This is a genomic window from Streptomyces sp. NPDC037401 (assembly GCF_055602345.1).
The window spans coordinates 203,265-227,939 of sequence record NZ_JBVJWO010000007.1 but is presented as its reverse complement, the minus strand read 5'-3'; the positions used below and the strand labels follow the sequence as shown (position 1 = coordinate 227,939).

Below are 24,675 nucleotides of genomic sequence, written 5' to 3'. Positions count from 1 at the left end.
CTGCGCGCGCACAGCCAGGATGGATAGGGTCCCGAAGCAATGGCCGGAGCTCGCGTGGAATCGTTCCCGGCCCGGATGCGCAAGGTCGCGCACCGGGCCCGCACCGCCCTGCGCAAATCCGCGGTGGACTACTTCCGCGGTGACGCCTCCGACTGGCTCGCCCTCACCGGACTGCTGCTGACCATCCCCGCCATCGCCTGCGGGACGATCACGATGCCCGTCTGGTTCTCGCCCTCCGCCCTCGTCCTGCCGATCGTCGCGGGCGGCCTGCTGCTGCGCCCGGCCAGCCTCCTCGGCCTCTACGCCGCCGCGGCCGGCGCCCTGATCGTCGAGTCCGTGGTCCTCGGCCCGTACACCCAGGGACCCGCCCGGGTCACCCCGGGCACCGTGCTGGTCGTCGCAGCCTGCGGATTCTTCGGACTGGTCATCGCGCAGTTCCGCAGCCGCGTCGGCGTGCCCTGGCGGCGCGGCGGCACCATGCTCTTCGACCTCCGCGAACGCATCCGGGTCCAGAGCAAGCTGCCCGCGCTGCCCCGCGGCTGGCACCGCGAAATGGCCCTGCGCCCGGCCGGCGGGCAGTCCTTCTCCGGGGACTTCGTCGTCGCCGCCCGCACCAACGGCGGCCGCACCCTGGAAGCCGTCCTCACCGACGTCTCCGGCAAGGGCATGGACGCCGGATCCCGCGCCCTCCTCCTGTCCGGTGCCTTCGGCGGCCTGCTCGGCTCGCTGCCCCCGCAGGACTTCCTCCCCGCCGCCAACGGCTACCTGCTCCGCCAGGACTGGGACGAGGGCTTCGCCACCTCCGTCCACCTCGTCCTCGACCTGGCCACCGGCGACTACGAACTCCTCTCCGCCGGCCACCTGCCCGCACTCCAGCTCTCCGCGGGAACCGGCCGCTGGGAGGAGAAGTCCGGCGAGGGCCCGCTGCTCGGCGTCTACGACGGCGCCGAGTTCAAGCCCGCCCGCGGCAACCTCCGGCGCGGCGACGTCCTCATGCTCTTCACCGACGGCCTCGTCGAGACCGCCGACCGCGACATCAGCGAAGGCATCGACCGCCTCACCGGCGAGGCCGACCGCCACGTCTCCTCCGGCTTCGAAGGCGCCGCCTGGCACCTGATCGAAAAGGTCGCCAAGGACGTCAACGACGACCGCGCCCTGCTCCTGATCCGCCGCTCCGCCTGACCCGCCCCGCCCGCCGGCCGCAGGTCAGGGGTGGGGGTAGCCCCACCTCCGACCGGCCGGGTTCCGTCATGGCCGCCGCCGCCCCGCGCTCCGTACGTTCGAGGGGACGGGTTACACGAGGCACGGAACGGAAGGCGGCACCCCATGGGGCTGCGGCGGAACAAGCGGTTCGAGAACACGGCCCCCACGGCCCCGACGGCGCCCGGCGCGCCCCACGGACCCGCGGCGGCGGTCGAACTGCGCGGCGTGCGGCGGCAGTACGGCAAGCGCGGCGCGACCGTCCACGCCCTGCGCGGCATCGACCTCAGCCTCCCGCACGGCTCCTTCACCGCGGTGATGGGCCCCTCCGGCTCCGGCAAGTCCACCTTCCTCCAGTGCGCCGCCGGACTCGACCGCCCCACCGAGGGCTCCGTACGCCTCGGCGGAACCGAGATCACCGGCATGAACGAGAACAAGCTCACCGAGCTGCGCCGCAGCCGCCTCGGATTCGTCTTCCAGGCCTTCAACCTGCTGCCCTCGCTCACCGTCGAGCAGAACGTCCTGCTCCCCATGCGCCTCGCCGGCGGACGCCAGGACCACCGGCGCGCCGCCGAACTGCTCGCCCGCGTCGGCCTGGAGGGCAAGGGCCACCGCCGCCCCGCCGAGCTCTCCGGCGGCCAGCAGCAGCGCGTGGCCCTCGCCCGCGCGCTGGTCACCCGCCCCGACGTGATCTTCGCCGACGAGCCCACCGGCGCCCTCGACACCACCACCGCCGCCGAGGTGCTCGGCCTGCTGCGCAGCGCCGTCGACTCGCTCGGCGCCACCGTGGTCATGGTCACCCACGACCCGGCCGCAGCCGCCCACGCCGACCAGGTGCTCTTCCTCGCCGACGGGCAGCTCGCGGAACGGCTGCCGCGCAGCCGCCCCGAGCTGATCGCGGCCCGCATGACCGCCCTGACCGCCCCCGCGCTCCAGGGAGCGGCAGCCTGATGCGCATGCCCAACGGCCTCGCGCGGGCCTCCCTGCGGTTCCGCCCCGCGGCCTTCGCCGGCACCTTCCTCGCCCTCCTCATGACGGTCGCGATCGTCTCCGCCTGCGGAATCCTGCTGGAAACCGGACTGCGCGCCTCCGCCCCGCCCACCCGCTACGCGGAAGCCCCCGTGGTCATCGCCGCCGACCAGCAGCTGCGCGTACGGGCCGGCAGCGGGGACGGCGAGTACGAGGTCACCGCACCCGTCCCCGACCGGGCGCGCCTCGACACGGCCCTGCTCGACCGGCTCGCCCCGCTCGGCGTCACCGTCGTCGGCGACACCTCCTTCCCCGTCCACGCAGGCCCGTCGGCCCGCACCGCCGCAGGCTGGGGCTCCACCGCCTTCACCGGTACGGAACTGACCGCCGGACGCGCCCCCGCCGCCGGCGAGGTCGTCCTCGGCGCCCCGGCGGCCCTGGGCAGCACCGTCACCCTCGACACCCCCGTCGGCAAAAGGGACTTCCGCGTCTCCGGACTGGCCGCCGCCCGCACGCCCTCCCCCTCCGACGGCGTCTGGTTCGCCGACGCCGAGGCCCGCGCCCTGTCCGGCCACCCCGGCCGGCTCGACGCCATCGCCCTGCTGCCGAAGCCCGGCGGGCCCGCCTGGTCCGACCGCACGAGGGACGCCGTCGCCGCCCGCGCCGAGGCCGCCGTCGGCGGCTCCGCGCAGGTCCTCACCGGCCCGGACCGCGCCCTCGACCCGCAGCTCGCCGGCGCCCGGGAGCTCCTCACCGGCCTCGGCGGCTCCTTCGGCGGGGTCGCCGCCCTGGTGGCCGTCTTCACCGCCGCCGGCACCGTCGCCCTCTCCATCGGACAGCGCGCCCGCGACTTCGCCCTGCTCCGCGCCATCGGCACCACCCCCCGCCAGATCCGCCGCACCATCGCCACCGAAGCCCTGCTGACCGCCCCCGTGGCCGGCGCCCTCGGCTGCCTCCCCGGCATCGCCCTGGCCCGCTGGTGGTTCGGACAGCTCCAGGACAAGGGCGCCGTCCCCCGGGCCGTCGAGCTGACCGTCTCCTGGCTCCCCCTGGTCGTCGCCGCCGCCACCGCACTCCTGACCGCCCTGCTCGCCGGGTACCTGGCCGCCCGCCGGCCCTCCCGGACCAAGCCCGGCCAGGCCCTGACCGAGGCCGCCGTGGAACGGCTGCGGCCCGGCTGGATCCGCACCCCGCTCGGGCTCGCGGCCCTCGCCGGCGGCGTCGTCTGCGCCGGTCTCGCCGCGAGCGGGACCGGCGACGACGCCGCCAACGCCGCACTCGGCGTCGTCATGCTCTTCATGCTCGCCGTGGCCCTGCTCGGCCCGCTCATCGCCCGCTCCTGCGCGGGGCTCCTCGGCCTCCCGCTGCGCGCGGCCGGCCCCGCCGCGTCGCTCGCCGCCGCCAACTCCCGCGCCAACGCCCGCCGCCTCGCCTCCGCCATCACCCCGATCGTGCTCGCCACGGCCTTCTCCTCGACCCTGCTCTTCCTCCACAGCAGCGAGGACCGGGCCACCCGAGACCAGCAGAGCGCGGGCGTCCTCGCGGACCACGTCGTCACCGCGCCCGGTGGCCTCGCCTCCGACGCGGCGGCCCGCGCGGCGGCCCTGCCCGGGGTGACGGCCGCCGTCCCCGTGCTGCGCACCTCCCTCGTCGTACCGACCGGCTCGGGTGAGGGCCGCAGCCTCCTGACCGTCGCCGCGCAGGGCGTCACCGGGGACCTCACCGCGGTCCAGGACCTGGACGTACGCTCCGGCTCCCTCGCCCGCCTGCGGCCGGGCACGGTCGCCGTGGACCGCACGCTCGCCGGCTCCGCGGGCGTCGGGGTCGGCGACCGGATCGCCCTGCGGCTGCCCGACGGAAGCCCCGCCGAGCCCGTCGTGACCGCCGTCTACGCCCGCGGCCTCGGCCTCGGGCAGGTCACCCTCCCGGCCGCCGACCTGGCCGGGCACGTCACCTCCACCGCCCCCACCGAGCTGTTCGTACAGGGCTCCTCACCCGCCCTCGCCGGGCTCGGCCTGGTCACCGACGCGGCGGGCTGGACCACCGCCCGGGGCACGGACCGGGAGGTGAACGCCTGGGCGAACACCACCATGGCGGCCGTCCTCGGCGGCTTCGCGGCCATCGCCGCCGCCAACACGCTCGTGATGACCGTCCTGGACCGCCGCCGCGAGCTGACCACCCTCCGCCTGGTGGGCTCCACCCGCCGACAGGTCCTGCGGATGATCCGCTGGGAGGCCCTGCTCGTCACCTGCACGGGCCTCGGCCTCGGCGCGGCGATCGCGCTGGCGACCCTGGTGCCCCTGGTGGACGCCGTCACCGGCGGCGCCCCGTACCTCCCGCCCGCCCTCTGCGCCGCCCTGGTGGCCACGGCCTTCGCCCTGACCCTCGCAGCCACCCACCTCCCCGCCCGCCACGCCCTCCGCCGCCCCGCCGCATAGGCGGCCGGGCCGCCCGCCACCCGCAGGCGGCGGGCGCCGGGCGGACCGGCCACCCGGTCGGAATTGGACCGGGCGGGGGCCCGGGGGCGGGGCTAGCGTGCCGGCATGGACAACCAGCTCGCCGCCGACCTGGCCCGGCTCCCCGCCCTGCTCGACGCCACCCGCCGGCACGCCGTGCAGGCCCTGGACGCGCTCGACGCCCGCCCGGTCCTGCCCGCCCCCGCCCCCGCGCCCGCCGCCGGGCCCGCGCCGCTCCCGGAGGCCGGCAGCGGGGCCGAAGCCGCCCTCGCCTCCTTCGCCGCCCGCTGGGAGCCCCGCCTCTCCGCCTCCGCCGGCCCCCGCTACCTCGGCTTCGTGACCGGCGGCGCCACCCCCGCCGCCCTCGCCGGCGACTGGCTCACCGCGGCCCACGACCAGAACTCCAACTCCGCACTCGACGGCGGCGGCCAGGACCTCGAACGCGAGACGGTCGGCTGGCTGCGCGAGCTGTTCGGCCTTCCGGACGCCCACACCGGCACCTTCGTCAGCGGCGCCACCATGTCCAACACCACCGGCCTCGCCATCGCCCGCGAATGGCTCGGCGAGCGGCTCGGCGTCTCGCCCGCCGAGGACGGCACCGCCGCGCTCGGCCCCGTCCGCGTGCTCTCCGGCGCCCCGCACTCCTCCATCGGCAAGGCCCTCGCCATCCTCGGCCTCGGACGGAACTCCCTCGTCCAGGTCCCCACGCTGCCCGGCCGGGAGGCCGTCGACCCCGCCGCACTCGACCGCGCGCTCGCCGACACCCCGGGCCCCTGCGTCGTCGTCGCCAACGCCGGCACCGTCAACACCGTCGACTTCGACGACCTCACGGCCCTCGCCGACCTCAGGCGGCGCCACGACTTCTGGCTCCACACCGACGCCGCCTTCGGTGCCTTCGCCGCCCTCTCGCCCGAGCACGCCCACCTCGCCGAAGGCCTCGGCGAGGCCGACTCCGTCTGCATCGACCTGCACAAGTGGCTGAACGTGCCCTACGACAGCGCCGTGCAGTTCACCCGCCGCCAGGACCTCCAGACCCGGGTCTTCCAGAACTCCGCCGCCTACCTCGGCCCCCTCGGCGACCACCCCGACCTGGTCCACCTCACCCCCGAGAACTCCCACCGGCTGCGCGCCCTCGCCGCCTGGTTCACCCTCGCCGCGTACGGCCGCCGGGGCCACCGCGAGATCGTCGAGCGCAACGTCGCGTGCGCCCGCGCCCTCGGCGGGCTCCTCGACCGCGACCCCGCCTTCCGGCTGCTCGCCCCGGTACGCCTGAACGTCGTCTGCTTCACCCTCGCGGCCGAGCCCACGCCCGCCCGGCTCGCCGCCCTGCGCGAGGCGGTGGCACCCGACGTCTTCCTCACCCCCACCGTCCTGGCGGGAACCCCGGCCCTGCGCGCCGCGTTCTCCAACTGGCGGACCACACGCGCCGATGCGGAGCGCGTCGCCGAGGTCCTCCGGAGGGAGGCGAAGTGAGCGGGGACCCGTCAGCAGACCGGTCGGGCCGGACAGGCCTGACCCTGGCCGAAGTCGAGGCGCTCGCCCGCGCCGCCCACGAAGGCCAGACCGACAAGGCCGGCCGACCCTACGCCGAACACCTCCAGGCGGTGGCCGAAGGGGTGCGCGCACGCGGCGGCAGCGAGCGCCAGATCGCGGCGGCCTGGCTGCACGACTCCGTCGAGGACGACGCGCTCAGCCACGCCTGGCTGGAATCCGCCGCGCTCCCGCGGTCCGTGAAGGACATGGTCCTGGCGGTCACCAAGCGCCCCGGCGAGCCGGTCGAGCAGTACACCGCCCGCATCCTCGCCACCCCGGGCGCCCTCCTGGTCAAACAGGCCGACCTGGCGCACAACGCCGACCCGGCCCGGCTCGCCGTCCTGGACCCCGCGACCCGGGACCGGCTGACAACGAAGTACGCGTACGTACGGCAGTTGCTGGGGCTGCAGGAGGACTGACGGGCCGAAAATTGCCGCAAACACCTCCGGTTGGCGTGAATCGGTCCCGAACGATTCGTCACGAGGCGGATAGCGGGGGCCCGTTGGTGGCACGATGGTCCATGTGGGGGTGTGCGCGGCCGTACGCCCCGGGCCGACCGCGGCCCATCAGGGGACGACCGAGGGTGTGATCAGTAGTGGCCATTTCGCTGTCTGTGGTGGTTCTTTTGGCCGTGATCCTGTTCGTACTGATCCGCGGCAACCACATCAAGCCGGGCCCGGCCATCGTCGCCGTGCTCTTCGGCTTCTTCCTGGCGTCGAGCTCCATCGCGCCGGACGTCAACCGCTTCCTGAAGTCGCTGAGCGACACCATCGCGGGCATCAGCCTCTAGCGGCCCGCGCGGGCGAACCCCCGGGGCGGGCCCCCGGCCGGCCCCGGAAGCCCGGGAAAGCCGAAGAGCCGGCCCCCGCCTGGGCGGGAACCGGCTCACTCGATGGAGCGGGCGACGGGAATCGAACCCGCGTAGCTAGTTTGGAAGACTAGGGCTCTACCATTGAGCTACGCCCGCATGCAGCACACCGCAGGTCACAGGACCGCGGTACGGACAGCATCCTAGCGGGTCCGTGCGCCGGAGCGCACACCCCATTCCGGGCGGCGGAAGTCGCGCGTTCTCGGCCTCGCGGGCATGTACCCTACGTGTCGCACCGACGGGGTGTGGCGCAGCTTGGTAGCGCGTCCGCTTTGGGAGCGGAAGGTCGTCGGTTCGAATCCGGCCACCCCGACCAGCTGGCACCCGCACGTCCGCTTCCGTACGCGGCACCGGGGCCCTGCTCTTTCCGCCTCTTCCCGCGCTTCCGGTATTTCCGGTGCTTCCCGGTTCCTCCCCGATCTCCCCGCGATCCCCCTGTGATCGGACCTCTCCCGATGATCGCGTTGTGGGCGGCCGACCGCTTGCGGTTACTATGCAAGCTGCGTGCCCGTGTGTCTGATGTGCCGGGCCCCAGCCGCTGATCCGCTGAATTCGCAGCATCGGCAGAACCCCAGTAGTCAGCCACAAGGAGACCGAACCGTGAAGAGCGCCGTGGAGACCCTGAACCCGACTCGGGTTCGGCTCACTGTCGAGGTGCCCTTCGAGGAGCTCAAGGACAGCCTCGACGCGGCGTACAAGAAGATCAACCAGCAGGTCACGGTCAAGGGCTTCCGCAAGGGCAAGATCCCGGCCCGGGTCATCGACCAGCGCTTCGGCCGCGGTGCGGTGCTGGAGGAGGCCGTCAACGACGCCCTCCCGAAGTTCTACACCGAGGCCGTGAACGAGGCCGAGGTCAACCCGCTGGGCCAGCCCGAGGTCGACATCACCGAGCTGAAGGACGGCGAGCTGCTGGCCTTCACCGCCGAGGTCGACATCCGCCCGGCCATCGAGATCCCGGACTACTCCGGCATCGAGGTCGAGGTCGACGCGGTCGAGGTCACCGACGAGGACGTCGAGAAGTCGGTCGAGCAGCTGCGCAACCGCTTCGCCTCCACCAACCCGGTCGAGCGTGCGGCCGCGGACGGCGACGTCGTGACCGTGGACCTCGAGGCCAAGGTCGACGGTGAGGTGCTGGAGGACGGCGTCGCTTCCGGCGTCTCCTACACCATCGGTTCGGGTGAGCTCCTGGACGGCATCGACGAGGCCGTCACCGGCCTCGAGGCCGGCGGCGAGGCCACCTTCACCTCGCAGCTCAAGGGCGGCTCCGCCGAGGGCAAGGACGCCGAGATCACCGTCAAGGTGACCGCCGTCGCCGCCAAGGAGCTCCCGGAGCTCGACGACGAGTTCGCCCAGATGGCGAGCGAGTTCGACACCCTCGAGGAGCTCAAGGCGGACAGCCGCAAGCGCCTCGAGAACATGAAGCAGTTCGACCAGGCCACGCAGGCCCAGGAGCGCGTCCTCGAGAAGCTCCTGGAGATCGTCGAGGTCCCGATCCCCGAGAAGCTCCTCGAGGACGAGGTCAACACCCGCAAGCACAACCTGGAGCACCACCAGCTCGGCCAGATGGGTCTGGACCTCGCGAAGTACCTCGAGATCCAGGGCAAGACGGCCGAGGAGTTCGACGCCGAGACCCGCGAGCAGGCGGTCAAGGGCATCAAGACGCAGTTCGTCCTCGACGAGCTCGTCAACAAGGAGAAGCTGAACGTCAACCAGGAAGAGCTCACCGAGCACCTCCTGCGCCGCGCGCAGTCCTCCGGCATGTCCCCCGACCAGTTCGCCCAGGCCGTCGTCGAGGGCGGCCAGGTCCCGATGCTCGTCGGCGAGGTCGCCCGCGGCAAGGCCCTCGCGGTCGTCGTCGAGGCCGCCAAGGTCGTCGACACCAACGGTGAGGTCGTCGACCTGACCGACGAGGACGAGGTCGAGGACGCCGCCGAGGTCGTCGAGTCCGTCGTGGACGCCGACGCCGAGGTCAAGGCCGACGAGGCCAAGTAAGACCCCGCGGGACCCGGCCCCAGGCCAGGCCCGCAGAAGGGCCCGGACAACGCTTGTCCGGGCCCTTCGCCGTCCCTCCGCACAGCCGCTCGAAACCCGCTCGACGGGCCGCCCGTACCTTGCGCTCCCAGCGAACAGTTCGGGAAGCGGGATGGCGTTGTCCGACCTGCGCGTTAGGGTCCATGAATACGAGGGCACTGCCCTCTGAACGAGACGCTGAGACGGCACGTAGCCGTCGGAGACGAGCAGGTGGATACGTGACGAATCTGATGCCTTACGCCGCGGGTGAGCCGTCCATCGGTGGCGGCCTCGGCGACCATGTCTACAACCGGCTGCTCGGCGAGCGGATCATCTTCCTCGGCCAGCAGGTCGACGACGAGATCGCCAACAAGATCACGGCGCAGCTCCTCCTCCTGGCCGCCGAGCCGGAGAAGGACATCTACCTCTACATCAACAGCCCCGGTGGCTCGGTGACGGCCGGCATGGCGGTCTACGACACCATGCAGTACATCCCGAACGACGTCGTCACCATCGGCATGGGCATGGCCGCCTCCATGGGCCAGTTCCTGCTCACCGGCGGCGCCAAGGGCAAGCGCTTCGCCCTGCCGAACACCGACATCCTGATGCACCAGGGCTCCGCCGGCATCGGCGGCACCGCGTCGGACATCAAGATCCAGGCCCAGTACCTGCTGCGCACCAAGCAGCGCATGGCCGAGATCACCGCGTTCCACTCGGGCCAGACCGTCGAGGCGATCATCCGCGACGGCGACCGCGACCGCTGGTTCACCGCCCAGGAGGCCAAGGAGTACGGCCTCATCGACGAGATCATCTCGGCCGCGTCCAACGTTCCGGGCGGCGGCGGCACCGGGGCCTGATCCCCGGCCCGGTCCCCGACCCGCACAGCCTCAGCCCGCAGAACGCCACCAGGATGGTGAACACCCACATGCAGAACAACCTCTCCGCGAGCGGCCTCTACACCGGCGCGCAGGTGGACAACCGCTACGTCGTCCCGCGCTTCGTCGAGCGCACCTCGCAGGGCGTGCGCGAGTACGACCCGTACGCCAAGCTCTTCGAAGAGCGCGTGATCTTCCTCGGCGTGCAGATCGACGACGCCTCCGCCAACGACGTCATGGCGCAGCTGCTCTGCCTGGAGTCGATGGACCCGGACCGGGACATCTCGATCTACATCAACAGCCCCGGCGGTTCCTTCACCGCGCTGACGGCCATCTACGACACGATGCAGTTCGTGAAGCCGGACATCCAGACGGTCTGCATGGGCCAGGCGGCCTCGGCCGCCGCGGTCCTGCTCGCCGCCGGCACCCCGGGCAAGCGCATGGCGCTGCCGAACGCCCGCGTGCTGATCCACCAGCCGTCCGGCGGCACCGGCCGCGAGCAGCTCTCCGACCTGGAGATCGCGGCCAACGAAATCCTCCGTATGCGTGACCAGCTGGAGTCCATGCTGGCCAAGCACTCCTCGACCCCGATCGAGAAGATCCGCGAGGACATCGAGCGCGACAAGATCCTCACTGCCGAGGACGCGCTGGCCTACGGCCTGATCGACCAGATCATCTCCACCCGCAAGATGAACAACGGCTGATCTTTGCCGCCCCTTGACGTGGCCGCATCGTCACGAACGGCGATGTGAACCACGTCAAGGGGGCCCCGAACCGGGGCCCCGGCAAGGTACCGTCGGATATGAGGCACCAGGAGCGCTGAACCAGGCGTCTCCCAGGCGAAGGGGAAGCACCTCGTGGCACGCATCGGTGACGGCGGCGACCTGCTCAAGTGCTCGTTCTGCGGAAAGAGCCAGAAGCAGGTGAAGAAGCTCATCGCAGGGCCCGGTGTGTACATCTGCGACGAGTGCATCGACCTCTGCAACGAGATCATCGAAGAGGAGCTCGCGGAGACCTCCGAGGTCAGGTGGGAGGAACTCCCCAAGCCCCGTGAGATCTACGAGTTCCTGGAGAGCTACGTCGTCGGCCAGGAGCCGGCGAAGAAGGCGCTCTCCGTCGCTGTGTACAACCACTACAAGCGCGTTCAGGCCGGCGAGAACGGCGGCGCGCAGGGCCGGGACGACGCGATCGAACTCGCGAAGTCCAACATCCTGCTGCTCGGGCCCACGGGCTCCGGCAAGACGCTGCTGGCGCAGACGCTGGCCCGCATGCTCAACGTCCCGTTCGCCATCGCCGACGCGACGGCGCTGACGGAGGCCGGGTATGTCGGCGAGGACGTCGAGAACATCCTGCTCAAGCTGATCCAGGCGGCCGACTACGACGTCAAGAAGGCCGAGACCGGGATCATCTACATCGACGAGATCGACAAGGTCGCGCGCAAGAGCGAGAACCCGTCCATCACGCGCGATGTCAGCGGCGAGGGCGTGCAGCAGGCCCTGCTGAAGATCCTCGAGGGCACGACCGCCTCGGTCCCGCCGCAGGGCGGACGCAAGCACCCGCACCAGGAGTTCATCCAGATCGACACGACGAACGTCCTGTTCATCGTGGGCGGCGCGTTCGCCGGCCTGGAGAAGATCATCGAGTCGCGGGCGGGTGCCAAGGGCATCGGCTTCGGGGCGACGATCCGCTCCAAGCGCGAGATCGAGGCCAGCGACCAGTTCCAGGAGGTCATGCCGGAGGACCTGGTGAAGTTCGGGATGATCCCCGAGTTCATCGGCCGCCTCCCCGTGATCACCTCGGTCCACAACCTGGACCGCGAGGCCCTGCTCCAGATCCTGGTCGAGCCGCGCAACGCCCTGGTGAAGCAGTACCAGCGCCTCTTCGAACTCGACGGCGTGGAGCTGGACTTCGAGCGCGGCGCGCTCGAGGCCATCGCCGATCAGGCCATCCTCCGCCAGACCGGCGCGCGCGGCCTGCGCGCCATCATGGAAGAGGTCCTGATGTCGGTGATGTACGAGGTCCCGTCCCGCAAGGACGTGGCCCGCGTGGTCATCACCGCCGACGTGGTCCGCTCCAACGTCAACCCGACCCTGGTGCCCCGCATCGTCCCGAAGGACCAGGGCCCGCACGAGAAGTCCGCGTAGCGGCTCCGACGCGGCGCACGCAGAAGGGGCGCCCCTTACCGGGGGCGCCCCTTCTGCGTGCGCTGCGTCGGAGTTACTTCTTCACGCGCGCGGTGTTGTACAGCTTCGCGGCGTACTCCGAGGTCTGGTCCAGGGTGTAGCCCTGCTTGCCGGTCATCAGGGCGCCCAGGTCGAGGGCCGAGACCGTGCCCACGGTGCTGTAGTCACCCCAGATGCACACCGGGAAGGACATCGTCTTCGGGGTGGGGAGGTCCGAAGACTGTTCCTTGGAGGTGAACTTGATCTCCTGGCACTTCATCACCGCGCCCTCGAACCCCGCGGGCTCCATGGCCTTGGGCGAGCCCACGAACTCCGCGGTTCCGCCGTCGTTGTCCTTGGCGGCTTCCGCCTTCGCGGCCGAGAAGTACGCATCCACCGCCTTCGCGGGGTCCGCGACCTCGCCGTAGTAGCCGGTGAAGCTGAGCCCCTTGCCGGTGAGCGGGTTGGAGGAGCCGCCGCCGGACTCGTAGTCCTGGTTCACCTGCTGGGCGTCCTTGATCCCGGCCGCCTTGGCCTGCGCCCGGTCCTCGGAGTCGAAGGACTCCGGCTTGTCCTTGCCCTTCTGGAACTCTGCGACCGCCGGCGGCGGGACCAGCTTGTAGCCCTTGGTCGCCTCGGAGACGTCGCCGCTCCCGCTCTTTCCGTTCAGCAGGAGGTACGCGCCGCCGGCGACCAGGGCCAGTGCGACGACCGACGCCACGACGATCAGGCCGGTCTTCTTCTTCGCCGGGGGCTGCACGGACGGGGGCATCGGGGCGCCGTACGGCGGCTGGAGCGGCTGCTGGCCGTACGGGTTCGGCTGCGGGGGCTGGCCCGGCTGCTGCGGGTAGCCGTAGCCCTGCGGGGGGACGCCCTGCGGGGCGTTCTGCGGGTAGCCGTAGCCCGGCTGCGGGGCCGGCTGGCCGTACGGGTTCGGCTGCTGCGGCGGCTGACCGCCGTACGGGTTGGGCTGCTGCGGCTGTCCGCCGTACGGGCCGGGCTGGTTGTAGCTCATGCCCACGTCCCCCTTCAGGATGCTTATGTGTCGCTGACATCCTGGCGGAAGCCGGGACCCGACACGGCTCCGGGCCCCCGGAATACCGGTTTCAGTACCGGACCGTTACGCCTCTAAACTGTGCCTCGTGACCGAGAACACTCAGCAGCAGCCAAGCGCCCCGAACTCCGATCTGCCGACCCAGTACGCGCCGGCCGAGGTAGAGGGGAAGCTCTACGAGCGCTGGGTAGAGCGCGGTTACTTCGAGGCGGACGAGAAGAGCGAGAAGCCTCCGTACACCATCGTCATCCCGCCGCCGAACGTCACGGGCAGCCTGCACCTGGGCCACGCCTTCGAGCACACGCTGATCGACGCCCTGACCCGCCGCAAGCGCATGCAGGGCTACGAGACCCTGTGGCAGCCCGGCATGGACCACGCCGGCATCGCCACCCAGAACGTCGTCGAGCGCGAGCTCGCCAAGGAGGGCAAGTCCCGCCACGACCTGGGCCGCGAGGCCTTCGTCGAGCGCGTCTGGCAGTGGAAGGGCGAGTCCGGCGGTCAGATCTCCGGCCAGATGCGCCGCCTCGGCGACGGCGTCGACTGGTCCCGCGAGCGCTTCACCATGGACGAGGGCCTGTCCGAGGCCGTCCAGACCATCTTCAAGCGGCTCTACGACGACGAGCTGATCTACCGCGCCGAGCGCATCATCAACTGGTGCCCGCGCTGTCTGACGGCGATCTCCGACATCGAGGTCGAGTACCAGGACGACGACGGCGAGCTCGTCTCCATCCGCTACGGCGAGGGCGACGCCTCCATCGTCGTCGCCACCACCCGCGCGGAGACGATGCTCGGCGACACGGCCGTCGCCGTCCACCCCGAGGACGAGCGGTACAAGCACCTCGTCGGCACCGAGATCGAGCTGCCGCTGACCGGCCGCCGCATCCCGGTCGTCGCGGACGAGCACGTCGACCCCGAGTTCGGCACCGGCGCCGTCAAGGTGACCCCGGCGCACGACCCGAACGACTTCGAGATCGGCCAGCGCCACGGCCTGCCGAACCTCGCCGTCATGGACGAGCGCGCGGTCATCACGGCCCACGGCCCCTTCCAGGGCCTGGACCGCCTGGAGGCCCGCTCCGCCATCGTCGCCGCGCTGCGCGCCGAGGGCCGGATCGTCGCCGAGAAGCGCCCGTACGTCCACTCCGTGGGCCACTGCTCGCGCTGCAAGACCACCATCGAGCCGCGCCTGTCGATGCAGTGGTGGGTCAAGGTCGGCCCGCTCGCGAAGGCCGCCGGAGACGCGGTCCGCGACGGCCGGGTCAAGATCCACCCGCAGGAGATGGAGAAGCGGTACTTCGACTGGGTCGACAACCTGCACGACTGGTGCATCTCGCGCCAGCTGTGGTGGGGCCACCGCATCCCGGTCTGGTACGGCCCGAACGGCGAGATCGTCTGCGTCGGACCCGACGAGCAGCCGCCGGCCGGCGAGGGCTGGACCCAGGACACGGACGTCCTGGACACCTGGTTCTCCTCGGGCCTGTGGCCCTTCTCCACGCTCGGCTGGCCGCAGCAGACCGACAGCCTCGCGAAGTTCTACCCGAACTCCGTCCTGGTCACCGGCTACGACATCCTCTTCTTCTGGGTCGCCCGGATGATGATGTTCGGCCTGTACGCGATGGACGGCACCCCGCCGTTCCACACCATCGCCCTGCACGGCATGGTCCGCGACCAGTTCGGCAAGAAGATGTCGAAGTCCTTCGGCAACGCCGTCAACCCGCTGGACTGGATGGACGAGTACGGCTCCGACGCCGTCCGCTTCACCCTGGCGCGCGGCGCCAACCCGGGTGTCGACGTCCCGATCGGCGAGGACTGGGTCCAGGCCTCCCGCAACTTCGCCAACAAGATCTGGAACGCCACGCGCTTCGCGCTGATGAACGGCGCCACCATCGAGGGCGAGCTGCCGGCCCCCGAGGAGATGTCGGCGACCGACCGCTGGATCCTGTCGCGGCTGAACAAGACCGTGGCCGAGGTCGACGCGTTCTACGAGGACTACCAGTTCTCGAAGCTGTCGGACTCGCTGTACCACTTCGCGTGGGACGAGGTCTTCAGCTGGTACGTCGAGCTCTCGAAGACCACCTTCTTCGCGGGCGGCGAGCAGGCCAAGGTCTCCGGCCGCGTCCTGGGCGAGGTCCTCGACGTGATGCTGCGGCTGCTGCACCCGGTGGTCCCCTTCGTCACCGAGACGCTGTGGACCACGCTCACCGGGCGCGAGTCCCTCGTCATCGCCGACTGGCCTGCCGACAGCGGCTTCCGCGACGAGGCCGCCGAGGCCGAGATCGAGCAGGTCCAGGCCGTGGTCACCGAGGTCCGCCGGTTCCGCAAGGAGCAGGGCCTGCAGGACGGCCAGAAGGTCCCGGCCCGCCTGGACCTGGCCGGTACCGCGCTCGCCGCGCACGAGGGCGCCATCCGCCAGCTGCTGCGCCTGCAGCCGGAGGGCGACTCCTTCAGCGCCACCGCGACCCTCCCGGTCGCCGGCGCCACGGTCGCCCTCGACCTCTCCGGCACCATCGACGTCGCGGCGGAGCGCAAGCGCCTCGCCAAGGACCTCGCGGCCGCCGAGAAGGAGAAGCAGCAGGCGGAGGCGAAGCTCGGGAACGAGGCCTTCCTGGCGAAGGCCCCCGACAACGTCGTGGACAAGATCAAGGGCCGGCTGGCCAAGGCCGAGGCGGACATCGCCCGGATCCAGGCCCAGCTGGACGCGCTCCCGGCCGCTTAGGTCGCGCGCACGGACACACGGGAAGGCCCCCGCACCGGATGGTGCGGGGGCCTTCCCCGTTGGTCGCCTGTCCGTCGCCCGTCCTCGCCGGTCAGCCGAAGCGCGCCACCGTCAGGGCCGCCATCACCGCGTACACGGCGAGCGGGACCAGCCAGTGGGGGAGGGCGGCGAGCGGCCTCGGAAGACGGACCACGTACCGCGTCACGTACCAGAACAGCGGTACGACCACCGCCCACACCACCACGCACCACGGGCACAGCGCGCCGATCACGTACAGGCACTGGGTGAACAGCCACAGGACGAAGCCGAACGCCCCCGTCACGGCCGCCAGCACCAGCAGCCACAGCCAGCGCGGGAACACCGCCCCGGCGACCAGCGCCAGTCCGAGGGCGGCCAGCCCGGCGAACCCGGCGAGCCCGAGCAGGGTGTTCGGGAAGCCCAGCACGGAGCCCTGCCAGGTCGCCATCACGTCGCCGCAGCTGAACAGCGCGTTGACGTTGCAGCCGGGGGTGAAGAACGGGTCCTCCAGCATGCGGATGCGGTCGTACGTGAGCACGCCCGAGGCCAGCGCGCCGACGACGCCTCCGAAGAGGAGCAGCAGGGCCGGTCCGGGCGCGGACCTGCGGGGGGAGAGGTCGGTGGTCATCTTTCGACGCTACGGAGCGCCGCCGGCCGCGGACAGGGCGGAAGGTCGCGGACCGAGGGGGTCTTATGTCCCGTTCCGAAGTGCCGTAAATCACGTATTCCGGGCGCCTGCCGGAGCGGATCCTCCCTGCGGACCTTGGATGATGGAGGGCATGCGCCTGAAGCCCGCCGCCCCGCCGATCCAGCGGACGGCGGCCGCCGTCCGCCGGTTCGCGCGCGGCCGGACGGGTTCGCCCCGCGCCCTCGACGTCCTCACCGCGCTCAGCTGCTTCGCGCTGATGCTCCTCGACGTGCCCGGCCTGGCAGCCGCGGACAACTCGCTCAACGGAGCCACGGCGGTGCTGGTCCTCGCGGCCGGTGCGGCCACGACGCTGCTGCGGCGCCGGGCGCCCTGGGTCGCGTACCTGACGGCTCTGCTCTTCATCGGCTGGCTGCACGAGCTGACGCTGATCCAGTTCGCCCTGTACTCCATCGGCCGCTACCGGGGCCGGCGGGCGGGCGTCCTGGCGACCGCCGGGTACATCGGCTACGCCTACCTGCTGTTCAACCTGCCCGGCTGGCCGGCGGACCAGGGCGACACGCTGAGTGCCTTCCTGAGCCTCGTGGTGCCGATCGGGGTGCTCGCCGCGGCCGTCGGCATCGCGGCGTACCGCCAGGACCTGGTCCGGGAACTGGACGCGCAGCGGGCCGAGTCGGCCGTGCTGCACGCCGTCCAGCAGGAGCGCACGTCCGTGGCCCGCGACGTGCACGACTTCGTGGGCCGCGAGCTGACCATGCTGACCGTGCGCTCCGAGGTCCTCGCGATGCGGGCGCGCGGCAAGTCGTACGAGAAGGACTTCGACGAGCTCGCGGAGACCGCGCGCCGGGCCCACCTGGTGCTGAACGAGATCATCGTGCAGCGCGGCGAACGCACCTCGACCCCCGGAGTGGACGGGCTGCCGGCCCTCGCCCAGGAGAGCGGCCGGGCCGGGTCACCCGTACGGCTCACCGTCGACGAGGCCTCGCACGGACTGTCGCCGCTGCGCCAGGCCGCGGTCTACCGCGTGGTCCAGGAGTGCCTGACCAATGCCGCCAAGCACGCGCGCGGCGAGACCGTCGACGTCTCGATCTCGGCGGACGGCCCGCAGCTGCGGATCGCGGTCAGCAACCCGCTGCCCGCCCGCAGTCCGCTGCGTGCGCCCATCTCCGCGGGCTCCGGTACGGCGAGCATGTCCGAGCGCGTCCGCAGCCTGGGCGGCACCCTGACCGCGGTACGCACGGACGGCTGCTACGAGGTCGTCGCGACCCTGCCCCGCGGCTGAGGCCCCGGCTGAGGCCCCGGCTGAGGCCCCGGCCGAGGCTGCGGCCGAGCCCGAGGCCGCGGCGTCTACGCCCGTGCCGTGGCCGGCAGGCCGCCCAGGCCGCCGGTCCCGCCCGCGCCGTCCATGGTGTCCAGGGCCTCCACGCACATGCCGGAGCCCAGCGCCACGCAGTCCAGCGGGGCGTCCGCGACGAACACCGGGATGCCGGTCTCCGAGGCCATCCGCAGGTCCAGCCCCGGCAGCAGTGCGCCGCCGCCCGTCAGCACGATGCCGTGCTCCATGACGTCGCCGGAGAGCTCGGGAGGGCACTCCTCCAGGGTGGTCCGCACCGCCGCGATGACCGCCTCGACCGGCTCCGCCAGCGCGCTGCGCACGTCGGGCGCGGACAGCTCCAGGGTCCTGGGCATCCCGCCGACCTTCTCGCGGCCGCGCACGGTGAAGGTCCGGGTCTCCAGCTCGGGCAGGCCGGGCACCGGCCAGGCCGAGCCGATGGCCACCTTGACGTCCTCGGCGGTGCGCTCGCCGATCAGGAGCGCGTGCTCCTTGCGGACGTAGTCCATGATCGCGGCGTCCAGGCGGTCGCCGCCGACCCGCAGGGACCGGGAGGTCACGATCCCGCCGAGGGAGATCACCGCGACCTCGGTGGTGCCGCCGCCGATGTCGACGACCATGGAGCCGCGCGGTTCGGCGACGGGCAGTCCGGCCCCGATCGCCGCGGCCATCGGCTCCTCGATCAGGTGTACGGTGCGGGCGCCCGCACGGGTGGAGGCGTGGACGATCGCCCGGCGCTCCACGGGGGTGACCCCGGAGGGGACGCACACGACCATGCGGGTACGGGTGCGGCGCCCCGGGACGGCCTTGCGGACGAAGTGCCGGATCATCTCCTCGGCGGCCTCGTAGTCGCAGATCACGCCGTCCTTGAGGGGGCGTATCGCGGTGATGGAGCCGGGGGTGCGCCCGATGGTCTCCTTGGCCTCGGTGCCGACGGCCAGCGCGGTGGTCGTGCCCGCCTTGACGGCTACCACGGACGGCTCATTGAGGACGATTCCGTGCCCGCGCGCATAGACGAGGGTGTTCGCGGTCCCCAGGTCGATCCCGATGTCGCGGCTGGTGGCTGTCTTGTTGGCGCTGGCCTGCGGCATTTGTTCCCCTATCTCCTGACCGCAAGGCTTGCATAACGATCAGGGCGCCAATTCCGCCGAAGGTCCCGAAACGGCCGGGCCGAAAGTCCCGGCGTCCCCCGTCCGTAGACTGGCCCTGTGAGTGAGCAGCAGCCCGAGAGTGCCGACCGGTTCGATCAGTTCGATGAGATCGTCGCCGAGGAGACCGACCGCGACCCCGACCTGGCGGTGATCGAGGCGGGCAGCCGTACCCTGCGGGCCCAGGCCGGGCCGCCACAGGGGGACCCGGCGCCGACCCGCCCCGCCGATCCCGAGGTGGACAAGGCACTGCGCCAGGTGGAGGAGGAGCTCGCCGGACGCTGGGGCGAGACCAAGCTCGAGCCGTCGGTGTCGCGCATCGCGGCGCTGATGGACGTGCTCGGCGAGCCGCAGCGCGCGTACCCCTCGATCCACGTCACCGGTACCAACGGCAAGACCAGCACGGCCCGGATGATCGAGGCCCTCCTGAACGCCTTCGACCTGCGCACGGGCCGGTACACCAGCCCGCACGTGCAGTCGATCACCGAGCGGATCAGCCTGGACGGGGCACCGATCGACGCCGAGCGCTTCATCGAGACGTACCGCGACGTCCAGCCGTACGTGGAGATGGTGGACGCCGCGCAGGAGTTCCGGCTGTCCTTCTTCGAGGTGCTGACCGGAATGGCCTACGCGGCCTTCGCGGACGCGCCCGTGGACGCGGCCGTGATCGAGGTCGGCATGGGCGGCAGCTGGGACGCGACGAACGTCATCGACGGGTCGGTCGCGGTGATCACCCCGATCAGCCTCGACCACACCGACCGGCTCGGCTCCACGCCCGGCGAGATCGCCCAGGAGAAGGGCGGGATCATCAAGCAGGGCGCGACGGTCATCCTGGCCCAGCAGCCCGTGGACGCCGCGCAGGTGCTGCTGAAGAAGGCCGTCGAGGTCGACGCGACCGTGGCCCGCGAGGGCATGGAGTTCGGCGTCGTCTCGCGCGAGGTGGCCGTCGGCGGCCAGCAGCTGACGCTGCGCGGCCTGGGCGGCGAGTACGGGGACATCTTCCTGCCGCTGTACGGCGCGCACATGGCGCACAACGCCGCCGTGGCGCTGGCCGCGGTCGAGGCGTTCTTCGGCATCGGCGCGCAGCACGCGCGCCCGCTGGACGTGGACACGATCCGCCGGGCCTTCGCCTCGGTGACCTCCCCGGGCCGGATGGAGGTGGTCCGCCGCAGCCCCACCGTGGTGCTGGACGCGGCCCACAACCCGGCCGGCGCTCAGGTCACCGCCGAGGCGATCACCGAGGCCTTCGGCTTCAGCCGGCTGATCGGCGTCGTCGGCACCAGCGAGGGCAAGGACGTCCGGGGCGTCCTGGAGGCGTTCGAACCGATCTTCGCCGAGGTCGTGGTGACCGCGAACACCAGCCACCGGGCCCTGGGCGCGGACGAGCTCGCGGCCATCGCGGTCGAAGTGTTCGGCCCCGACCGGGTCCAGGTCGAGCCCCGCCTCGACGATGCGCTGGAGGCGGCGATCACCCTGGCGGAGGAAGAGGCCGAGTACGGAGGGGCCGGCGTCCTGGTGACCGGCTCCGTGATCACGGTGGGCGAGGCCCGCCTGCTGCTGAAGAGGGGCTGAACTGTGCGTACGCTCTGCGCATCGACGCTGATCGGCGAGTTCTTCGTGATCGGTTTCGCGGGACTGGTCGCGATGAAGGACCCCGACCTCACCCAGACGGCCGTCTGGACGGTCTGCGGCATCACGATGCTGCTGTCCGTACTGCTGTGCGGGATGCTGTCGCGGCCCGGCGCGGTCCAGATCGGCTGGGCCCTCCAGACCGGTCTGATCGCGAGCGGCTTCGTCGTCCCGACGATGTTCTTCCTGGGCGCGGTCTTCGCCGGCCTGTGGTGGTGCTCGGTCCACTACGGCCGGAAGGTCGACGAGGCGAAGGCCCGCTGGGCGGCCCAGGCGGAGGCCTCCTCCGCACCTGACGCTGCGTGACGACGCCTCGTACCCGCCCTGTAGCCTCATAGGGTCTGGCTCCCGGGCCATGCCGGGCCCGCGGCATCCGGCACCACGCCTCGCTGCGTTCTCGTCAGTCGCCGATGCTCCGCATGGACTCCTTCCTCGGCCTTGCGATGCGCGGCGCCAGACGTCGCGGGCTGATCCGGCCTGGCCCGGGAGCCAGACCCTCCCACCGCACCCGTATGCCGCAAGGAGTTTCACCATGACCCAGCGCACTCTCGTCATCCTCAAGCCCGACGCGGTCCGTCGCGGTCTGGTGGGCGAGATCATCGGCCGCATCGAGCGCAAGGCCGGCTGGACGATCCCCGCGCTGGAGCTGCGCACGCTGGACCAGGAGACCCTGGAGACGCACTACGGCGAGCACAAGGGCAAGGTCTTCTACGAGCCCCTGATGGGCTTCATGGCCTCCGGTCCGGTCGTCGTACTGGTGGTCGAGGGCGAGCGCGTCATCGAGGGCGTCCGCGCCCTGGCCGGGCCCACCGACCCGATCGCCGCCGCGCCCGGCTCCATCCGGGGCGACTTCGGGTCCATCACCCGGGAGAACCTCATCCACGCATCGGATTCCGAGGCCTCCGCCGAGCGTGAGCTGAAGCTGTTCTTCCCCACCCTCGCCTGACATAACGTCAGCCGAATAGCGCTCTCCACCTGGGGCGACCGAAGTAATTTCGGTCGCCCTTCGGTATTCCCGGGCATGGCCGGGAACGCATGTGCCGGACACGACGTCACCATAAAGGGGGCGGGTATCCGTTCCGGCGGGAAAGCCGGAGTCCCGTCGCGCGGTGTTCGCACTTGCGGCACTACGATGGGGCTTCCACCCACACACCCACCTCGCCGACTCCTGACAGCAGCCGCTTTCAACCGGGAAGGCCAGACGCTCCTCATGGGGAACAAGGGGAACTCAATGTCGTTCATCGGCCGTGACATGGCTGTCGACCTCGGGACCGCCAACACGCTGGTGTACGTGAGGGGCCGGGGGATCGTCCTGAACGAGCCTTCCGTCGTCGCCATCAACACGAACACCGGCGGCATTCTCGCGGTCGGCTCCGAGGCGAAGAAAATGATCGGGCGGACGCCCGGCAACATCGTCGCCGTACGGCCCCTCAAGGACGGCGTGATCGCCGACTTCGAGATCACCGAGCGCATGCTCCGGTACTTCATCCTCAAGATCCACAAGCGCCGCTACCTGGCCCGCCCGCGCGTCGTGGTCTGCGTCCCCTCCGGCATCACCGGAGTCGAGCGCCGCGCCGTCATCGAGGCCTCCACCCAGGCAGGCGCCCGCCAGGTGCACATCATCGAGGAGCCGATGGCCGCTGCGATCGGATCCGGCCTGCCGGTCCACGAGGCCACCGGCAACATGGTCGTGGACATCGGCGGCGGCACCACCGAGGTCGCCGTCATCTCGCTGGGCGGAATCGTCACGGCGCAGTCCATCCGGGTGGCCGGCGACGAGCTCGACAACGCCATCATCCAGCACATCAAGAAGGAGTACTCGCTCCTCCTCGGCGAGCGCACCGCCGAGCAGATCAAGATCACCATCGGTTCGGCGTACGACCTCGACAAGGACGAGCACACCGAGATCCGCGGCCGCGACCTGGTCTCCGGCCTGCCCAAGACCGTGGTCATCTCCGCGGCCGAGGTCCGCAAGGCCATCGAGGAACCCGTCAACGCCATCGTCGACGCGGTCAAGACGACCCTCGACAAGTGCCCGCCCGAGCTCTCCGGCGACATCATGGACCGCGGCATCGTCCTCACCGGCGGCGGCGCCCTCCTGCGCGGCCTCGACGAGCGGCTGCGCCGCGAGACCGGCATGCCCATCCACATCGCCGAGGACCCGCTCGACTCCGTCGCCCTCGGCTCCGGCAAGTGCGTCGAGGAGTTCGAGGCCCTCCAGCAGGTCCTGGACGCCCAGCCCCGGCGTTGACACACCCCTCGCAGGGGACTATGCGGAACACACAGATCCGCCGTACGGGTGCTACCGCGCCCGTGCGGCGGATCGTTGATATACAGACACAAAGATTCCGATGAGGAAGGCACGGCCGCCGCACGTGAGGGACACACGAGAGAGCCGGCTGCTCCTGGTACTGCTGGTCGCCATCGCGTTCGCGCTGATCACGGTGGACATCCGGGCAGGCGAGGAGTCACCGGTCGACGGTGCCCGGCAGGCCGCCGCCGCGGTCTTCGGACCGGTCGAGGAAGGCGTCGCGGACGCGGTCGACCCGGTCGCCAACGCCATAGGAGCCGTACGGGACTCCGGCGAGCGCCACAACCGGATCGCCACGCTCGAACGGGAAAACGCCGCGCTGAAGGCCAAGCTCGGCAGCGACGACCGCAACCGCGCCCGGCTGCGCGAGCTCGACGACATGCTGAAGAAGGCCGGAGCCGGCCAGTACGGCATCAAGGGCGCCGAAGTCATCGCCATAGGAGCGGCCCAGGGCTTCTCCTGGACCGTCACCATCGACGCCGGCAGCAAGGACGGCATCCGCCGGGACATGACGGTGCTCAACGGCGACGGCCTCGTCGGCCGCGTCACCACCGTCGGCCCCGACACCGCGACCGTCCTGCTCGCCAACGACCCCGACTTCACCGTCGGCACCCGCCTGGAGAAGACCGGCGAACTGGGCTTCGCCACCGGCCAGGGCGACCGCGCCCTGTCCGTCCAGATGCTCAACGGCAGGGCCAAGATCGGCCCCGGCGACCGGCTCGTCACCTTCGGCTCCCGCGGCAACAAGCCCTTCGTGCCCGGCGTTCCGCTCGGCGAGGTGGTCCGCGTGGAACCCGCGCGCGGCGACCTCACCCGCACCGTCTGGCTCCGGCCGTACGTCGGCTTCTCCCGGCTCGACATCGTCGGCGTGGTCGTGACGCCGCCGCGGACCGACCCGCGCGACGCCGTGCTGCCGCCCCGCCCCGAGAAGCCCAAGCCCGCACCGACGGTCACCGTGACGGTCACCCCCTCGGCGAGCGCGCCCGCCGCCGGTGATGCCGCCGCGGACCCCGCACAGCCGGCCGACGAGTAGGAGACCGCCATGCGCTTCAACCGGATCCTGCTCGCGTCGTCGCTGGTCGTCGTCGCGCTCGTCGTCCAGGTCACCATCCTGGGACGGCTCCAGCTCCCGGGCGCCGTCCCGGACCTCGTCCTCCTCACCGTCGTCGCCCTCGCGCTCGTGTACGGACACGTCAGCGGCGCCCTCATCGGCTTCGCCGCCGGACTGCTCTCCGACCTCGCGCCGCCCGCCGACCACGCCGCCGGCCGCTACGCGCTGGTGCTGTGCGTCATCGGCTACGTCGCCGGGCTCGTCCGCCCCGACAGCGGCCGCTTCCGCTCCGCCTGGGGCCCGATGCTCACCGTCGTCGCCGCGGCCCTCGCCTCGACCCTGCTCTACGCGGGCGTCGGCTCCCTGGTCGGCGACACCGCCGCCCGCCATGTCGGGCTCAGCGGGCTGCTGTTCACCGCTGCCCTCTACGACCTGCTGCTGGCGCCGTTCACCGTGCCGTTCATCATGGCGCTCGCCCGCCGTGCGGAGAACGACCCGATGGCGGTCGAGGCCAACGGCGGCCCGCCGCAGGGCACCGACGTCTCGTCCGGGTGGCTCTCCGGCGGTACGGGCCTGCGCATCGGCAGCCAGCGCGGCGGCCTGCGGCTGCGGACCGCCCGCAATCGCGCGGGCCGGGCCGGCCGGATAAAGGGCGTCAAGGGCGTGAAGAGCGTCAAGAAGCTGTGACGGGGGAACACG

At 71.7% G+C, this 24,675-nt stretch carries 21 protein-coding genes and 2 tRNA genes; 19 read left to right on the top strand and 4 right to left on the bottom strand.

Annotated elements, in window-relative coordinates; translation table 11 throughout:
* Positions 1–39 precede the first annotated feature (39 nt).
* The 6 genes from ACZ7H1_RS09350 to ACZ7H1_RS09325 all read left to right on the top strand — a co-directional run bounded on the left by ACZ7H1_RS09350 (position 40) and on the right by ACZ7H1_RS09325 (position 6,948).
* Positions 40–1,182, top strand: a complete 1,143-nt coding sequence (locus ACZ7H1_RS09350) for a PP2C family protein-serine/threonine phosphatase (protein WP_470785069.1) — start codon at positions 40–42, stop codon at positions 1,180–1,182.
* Between the two features lie 144 nt (positions 1,183–1,326).
* Positions 1,327–2,151, top strand: a complete 825-nt coding sequence (locus tag ACZ7H1_RS09345; protein ID WP_470785067.1) for an ABC transporter ATP-binding protein — start codon at positions 1,327–1,329, stop codon at positions 2,149–2,151.
* Positions 2,151–4,607, top strand: a complete 2,457-nt coding sequence (locus tag ACZ7H1_RS09340) for an ABC transporter permease (protein WP_470785065.1) — start codon at positions 2,151–2,153, stop codon at positions 4,605–4,607. The genes ACZ7H1_RS09345 and ACZ7H1_RS09340 overlap by 1 nt, the downstream gene beginning before the upstream one ends.
* Before the next feature lie 105 nt (positions 4,608–4,712).
* Complete coding sequence (locus ACZ7H1_RS09335; RefSeq protein ID WP_470785063.1) at positions 4,713–6,098, top strand: pyridoxal phosphate-dependent decarboxylase family protein; 1,386 nt, start codon at positions 4,713–4,715, stop codon at positions 6,096–6,098.
* Positions 6,095–6,577, top strand: coding sequence for an HD domain-containing protein (locus tag ACZ7H1_RS09330; protein ID WP_470785062.1), 483 nt, complete (start codon positions 6,095–6,097; stop codon positions 6,575–6,577). The genes ACZ7H1_RS09335 and ACZ7H1_RS09330 overlap by 4 nt, the downstream gene beginning before the upstream one ends.
* 176 nt (positions 6,578–6,753) lie before the next feature.
* The gene (locus tag ACZ7H1_RS09325) at positions 6,754–6,948 is read left to right on the top strand and encodes a hypothetical protein (RefSeq protein WP_470785060.1); all 195 of its coding nucleotides are present in this window, start codon (positions 6,754–6,756) and stop codon (positions 6,946–6,948) included.
* 103 nt (positions 6,949–7,051) lie between these two features.
* On the opposite strand, the gene ACZ7H1_RS09320 is transcribed toward ACZ7H1_RS09325, so the two are convergent.
* A tRNA-Gly gene (locus ACZ7H1_RS09320) sits at positions 7,052–7,125 on the bottom strand.
* Between the two features lie 140 nt (positions 7,126–7,265).
* Between ACZ7H1_RS09320 and ACZ7H1_RS09315 the strand changes: the two genes are divergently transcribed.
* The 5 genes from ACZ7H1_RS09315 (at position 7,266) to clpX (ending at position 12,055) form a co-directional block, all read left to right on the top strand.
* Positions 7,266–7,342: transfer RNA gene (locus tag ACZ7H1_RS09315), tRNA-Pro, on the top strand.
* A gap of 284 nt (positions 7,343–7,626) precedes the next feature.
* Entirely contained in the window at positions 7,627–9,018 is a 1,392-nt protein-coding gene (gene tig, locus ACZ7H1_RS09310) for a trigger factor (protein ID WP_470785058.1), read from the top strand.
* 257 nt (positions 9,019–9,275) lie between these two features.
* Entirely contained in the window at positions 9,276–9,893 is a 618-nt protein-coding gene (locus tag ACZ7H1_RS09305; RefSeq protein ID WP_366480418.1) for an ATP-dependent Clp protease proteolytic subunit, read from the top strand.
* 53 nt (positions 9,894–9,946) lie between these two features.
* Positions 9,947–10,615, top strand: coding sequence for an ATP-dependent Clp protease proteolytic subunit (locus tag ACZ7H1_RS09300; protein WP_470785057.1), 669 nt, complete (start codon positions 9,947–9,949; stop codon positions 10,613–10,615).
* A 153-nt stretch (positions 10,616–10,768) separates the two neighbouring features.
* Positions 10,769–12,055 (top strand): ATP-dependent Clp protease ATP-binding subunit ClpX, encoded by a 1,287-nt coding sequence (gene clpX / locus ACZ7H1_RS09295; RefSeq protein ID WP_470785056.1) that lies wholly within the window; start codon positions 10,769–10,771, stop codon positions 12,053–12,055.
* A 73-nt stretch (positions 12,056–12,128) separates the two neighbouring features.
* Here the strand turns inward: clpX and ACZ7H1_RS09290 are convergent, their stop codons facing one another.
* A complete protein-coding gene (locus ACZ7H1_RS09290) occupies positions 12,129–13,088 on the bottom strand; it encodes a hypothetical protein (RefSeq protein ID WP_470785054.1) in 960 nt (319 codons plus the stop codon).
* A 127-nt stretch (positions 13,089–13,215) separates the two neighbouring features.
* On the opposite strand from ACZ7H1_RS09290, the gene ACZ7H1_RS09285 reads away from it, so the two are divergent.
* Positions 13,216–15,840, top strand: a complete 2,625-nt coding sequence (locus ACZ7H1_RS09285; RefSeq protein WP_470785052.1) for a valine--tRNA ligase — start codon at positions 13,216–13,218, stop codon at positions 15,838–15,840.
* A gap of 91 nt (positions 15,841–15,931) precedes the next feature.
* Here the strand turns inward: ACZ7H1_RS09285 and ACZ7H1_RS09280 are convergent, their stop codons facing one another.
* Positions 15,932–16,486 carry a vitamin K epoxide reductase family protein gene (locus ACZ7H1_RS09280; RefSeq protein WP_470785051.1) on the bottom strand — a complete coding sequence of 185 codons (555 nt, stop codon included), beginning with the start codon at positions 16,484–16,486 and terminating at the stop codon, positions 15,932–15,934.
* Between the two features lie 151 nt (positions 16,487–16,637).
* On the opposite strand from ACZ7H1_RS09280, the gene ACZ7H1_RS09275 reads away from it, so the two are divergent.
* Positions 16,638–17,786, top strand: a complete 1,149-nt coding sequence (locus ACZ7H1_RS09275) for a sensor histidine kinase (RefSeq protein WP_470785049.1) — start codon at positions 16,638–16,640, stop codon at positions 17,784–17,786.
* A 65-nt stretch (positions 17,787–17,851) separates the two neighbouring features.
* Here ACZ7H1_RS09275 and ACZ7H1_RS09270 read toward each other — a convergent pair whose 3' ends face one another.
* Entirely contained in the window at positions 17,852–18,928 is a 1,077-nt protein-coding gene (locus ACZ7H1_RS09270) for a rod shape-determining protein (protein ID WP_470785048.1), read from the bottom strand.
* Positions 18,929–19,045: 117 nt separating this feature from the next.
* On the opposite strand from ACZ7H1_RS09270, the gene folC reads away from it, so the two are divergent.
* The 6 genes from folC to mreD all read left to right on the top strand — a co-directional run bounded on the left by folC (position 19,046) and on the right by mreD (position 24,663).
* A complete protein-coding gene (gene folC, locus ACZ7H1_RS09265; protein ID WP_470785046.1) occupies positions 19,046–20,557 on the top strand; it encodes a bifunctional tetrahydrofolate synthase/dihydrofolate synthase in 1,512 nt (503 codons plus the stop codon).
* Between the two features lie 3 nt (positions 20,558–20,560).
* Positions 20,561–20,920, top strand: coding sequence for a DUF4233 domain-containing protein (locus tag ACZ7H1_RS09260; RefSeq protein ID WP_470785044.1), 360 nt, complete (start codon positions 20,561–20,563; stop codon positions 20,918–20,920).
* 226 nt (positions 20,921–21,146) lie between these two features.
* Complete coding sequence (gene ndk / locus ACZ7H1_RS09255; protein ID WP_470785043.1) at positions 21,147–21,560, top strand: nucleoside-diphosphate kinase; 414 nt, start codon at positions 21,147–21,149, stop codon at positions 21,558–21,560.
* A 285-nt stretch (positions 21,561–21,845) separates the two neighbouring features.
* Positions 21,846–22,865, top strand: a complete 1,020-nt coding sequence (locus ACZ7H1_RS09250) for a rod shape-determining protein (RefSeq protein ID WP_125647420.1) — start codon at positions 21,846–21,848, stop codon at positions 22,863–22,865.
* Positions 22,866–22,989: 124 nt separating this feature from the next.
* A complete protein-coding gene (gene mreC / locus ACZ7H1_RS09245) occupies positions 22,990–23,958 on the top strand; it encodes a rod shape-determining protein MreC (RefSeq protein ID WP_470785042.1) in 969 nt (322 codons plus the stop codon).
* Between the two features lie 9 nt (positions 23,959–23,967).
* A complete protein-coding gene (gene mreD, locus ACZ7H1_RS09240; protein ID WP_470785040.1) occupies positions 23,968–24,663 on the top strand; it encodes a rod shape-determining protein MreD in 696 nt (231 codons plus the stop codon).
* The last annotated feature ends 12 nt before the right edge of the window (positions 24,664–24,675 follow it).

Coding starts and splice junctions, on each gene's coding strand:
- ACZ7H1_RS09270 (WP_470785048.1), bottom strand. CDS start 18,928: ATGCCGCAGGCCAGCGCCAACAAGACAGCCACCAGCCGCGACATCGGG.
- ACZ7H1_RS09340 (WP_470785065.1), top strand. CDS start 2,151: ATGCGCATGCCCAACGGCCTCGCGCGGGCCTCCCTGCGGTTCCGCCCC.
- ndk (WP_470785043.1), top strand. CDS start 21,147: ATGACCCAGCGCACTCTCGTCATCCTCAAGCCCGACGCGGTCCGTCGC.
- ACZ7H1_RS09335 (WP_470785063.1), top strand. CDS start 4,713: ATGGACAACCAGCTCGCCGCCGACCTGGCCCGGCTCCCCGCCCTGCTC.
- ACZ7H1_RS09350 (WP_470785069.1), top strand. CDS start 40: ATGGCCGGAGCTCGCGTGGAATCGTTCCCGGCCCGGATGCGCAAGGTC.
- ACZ7H1_RS09250 (WP_125647420.1), top strand. CDS start 21,846: ATGTCGTTCATCGGCCGTGACATGGCTGTCGACCTCGGGACCGCCAAC.
- mreD (WP_470785040.1), top strand. CDS start 23,968: ATGCGCTTCAACCGGATCCTGCTCGCGTCGTCGCTGGTCGTCGTCGCG.
- ACZ7H1_RS09290 (WP_470785054.1), bottom strand. CDS start 13,088: ATGAGCTACAACCAGCCCGGCCCGTACGGCGGACAGCCGCAGCAGCCC.
- ACZ7H1_RS09275 (WP_470785049.1), top strand. CDS start 16,638: ATGCGCCTGAAGCCCGCCGCCCCGCCGATCCAGCGGACGGCGGCCGCC.
- ACZ7H1_RS09280 (WP_470785051.1), bottom strand. CDS start 16,486: ATGACCACCGACCTCTCCCCCCGCAGGTCCGCGCCCGGACCGGCCCTG.
- ACZ7H1_RS09300 (WP_470785057.1), top strand. CDS start 9,947: ATGGTGAACACCCACATGCAGAACAACCTCTCCGCGAGCGGCCTCTAC.
- ACZ7H1_RS09345 (WP_470785067.1), top strand. CDS start 1,327: ATGGGGCTGCGGCGGAACAAGCGGTTCGAGAACACGGCCCCCACGGCC.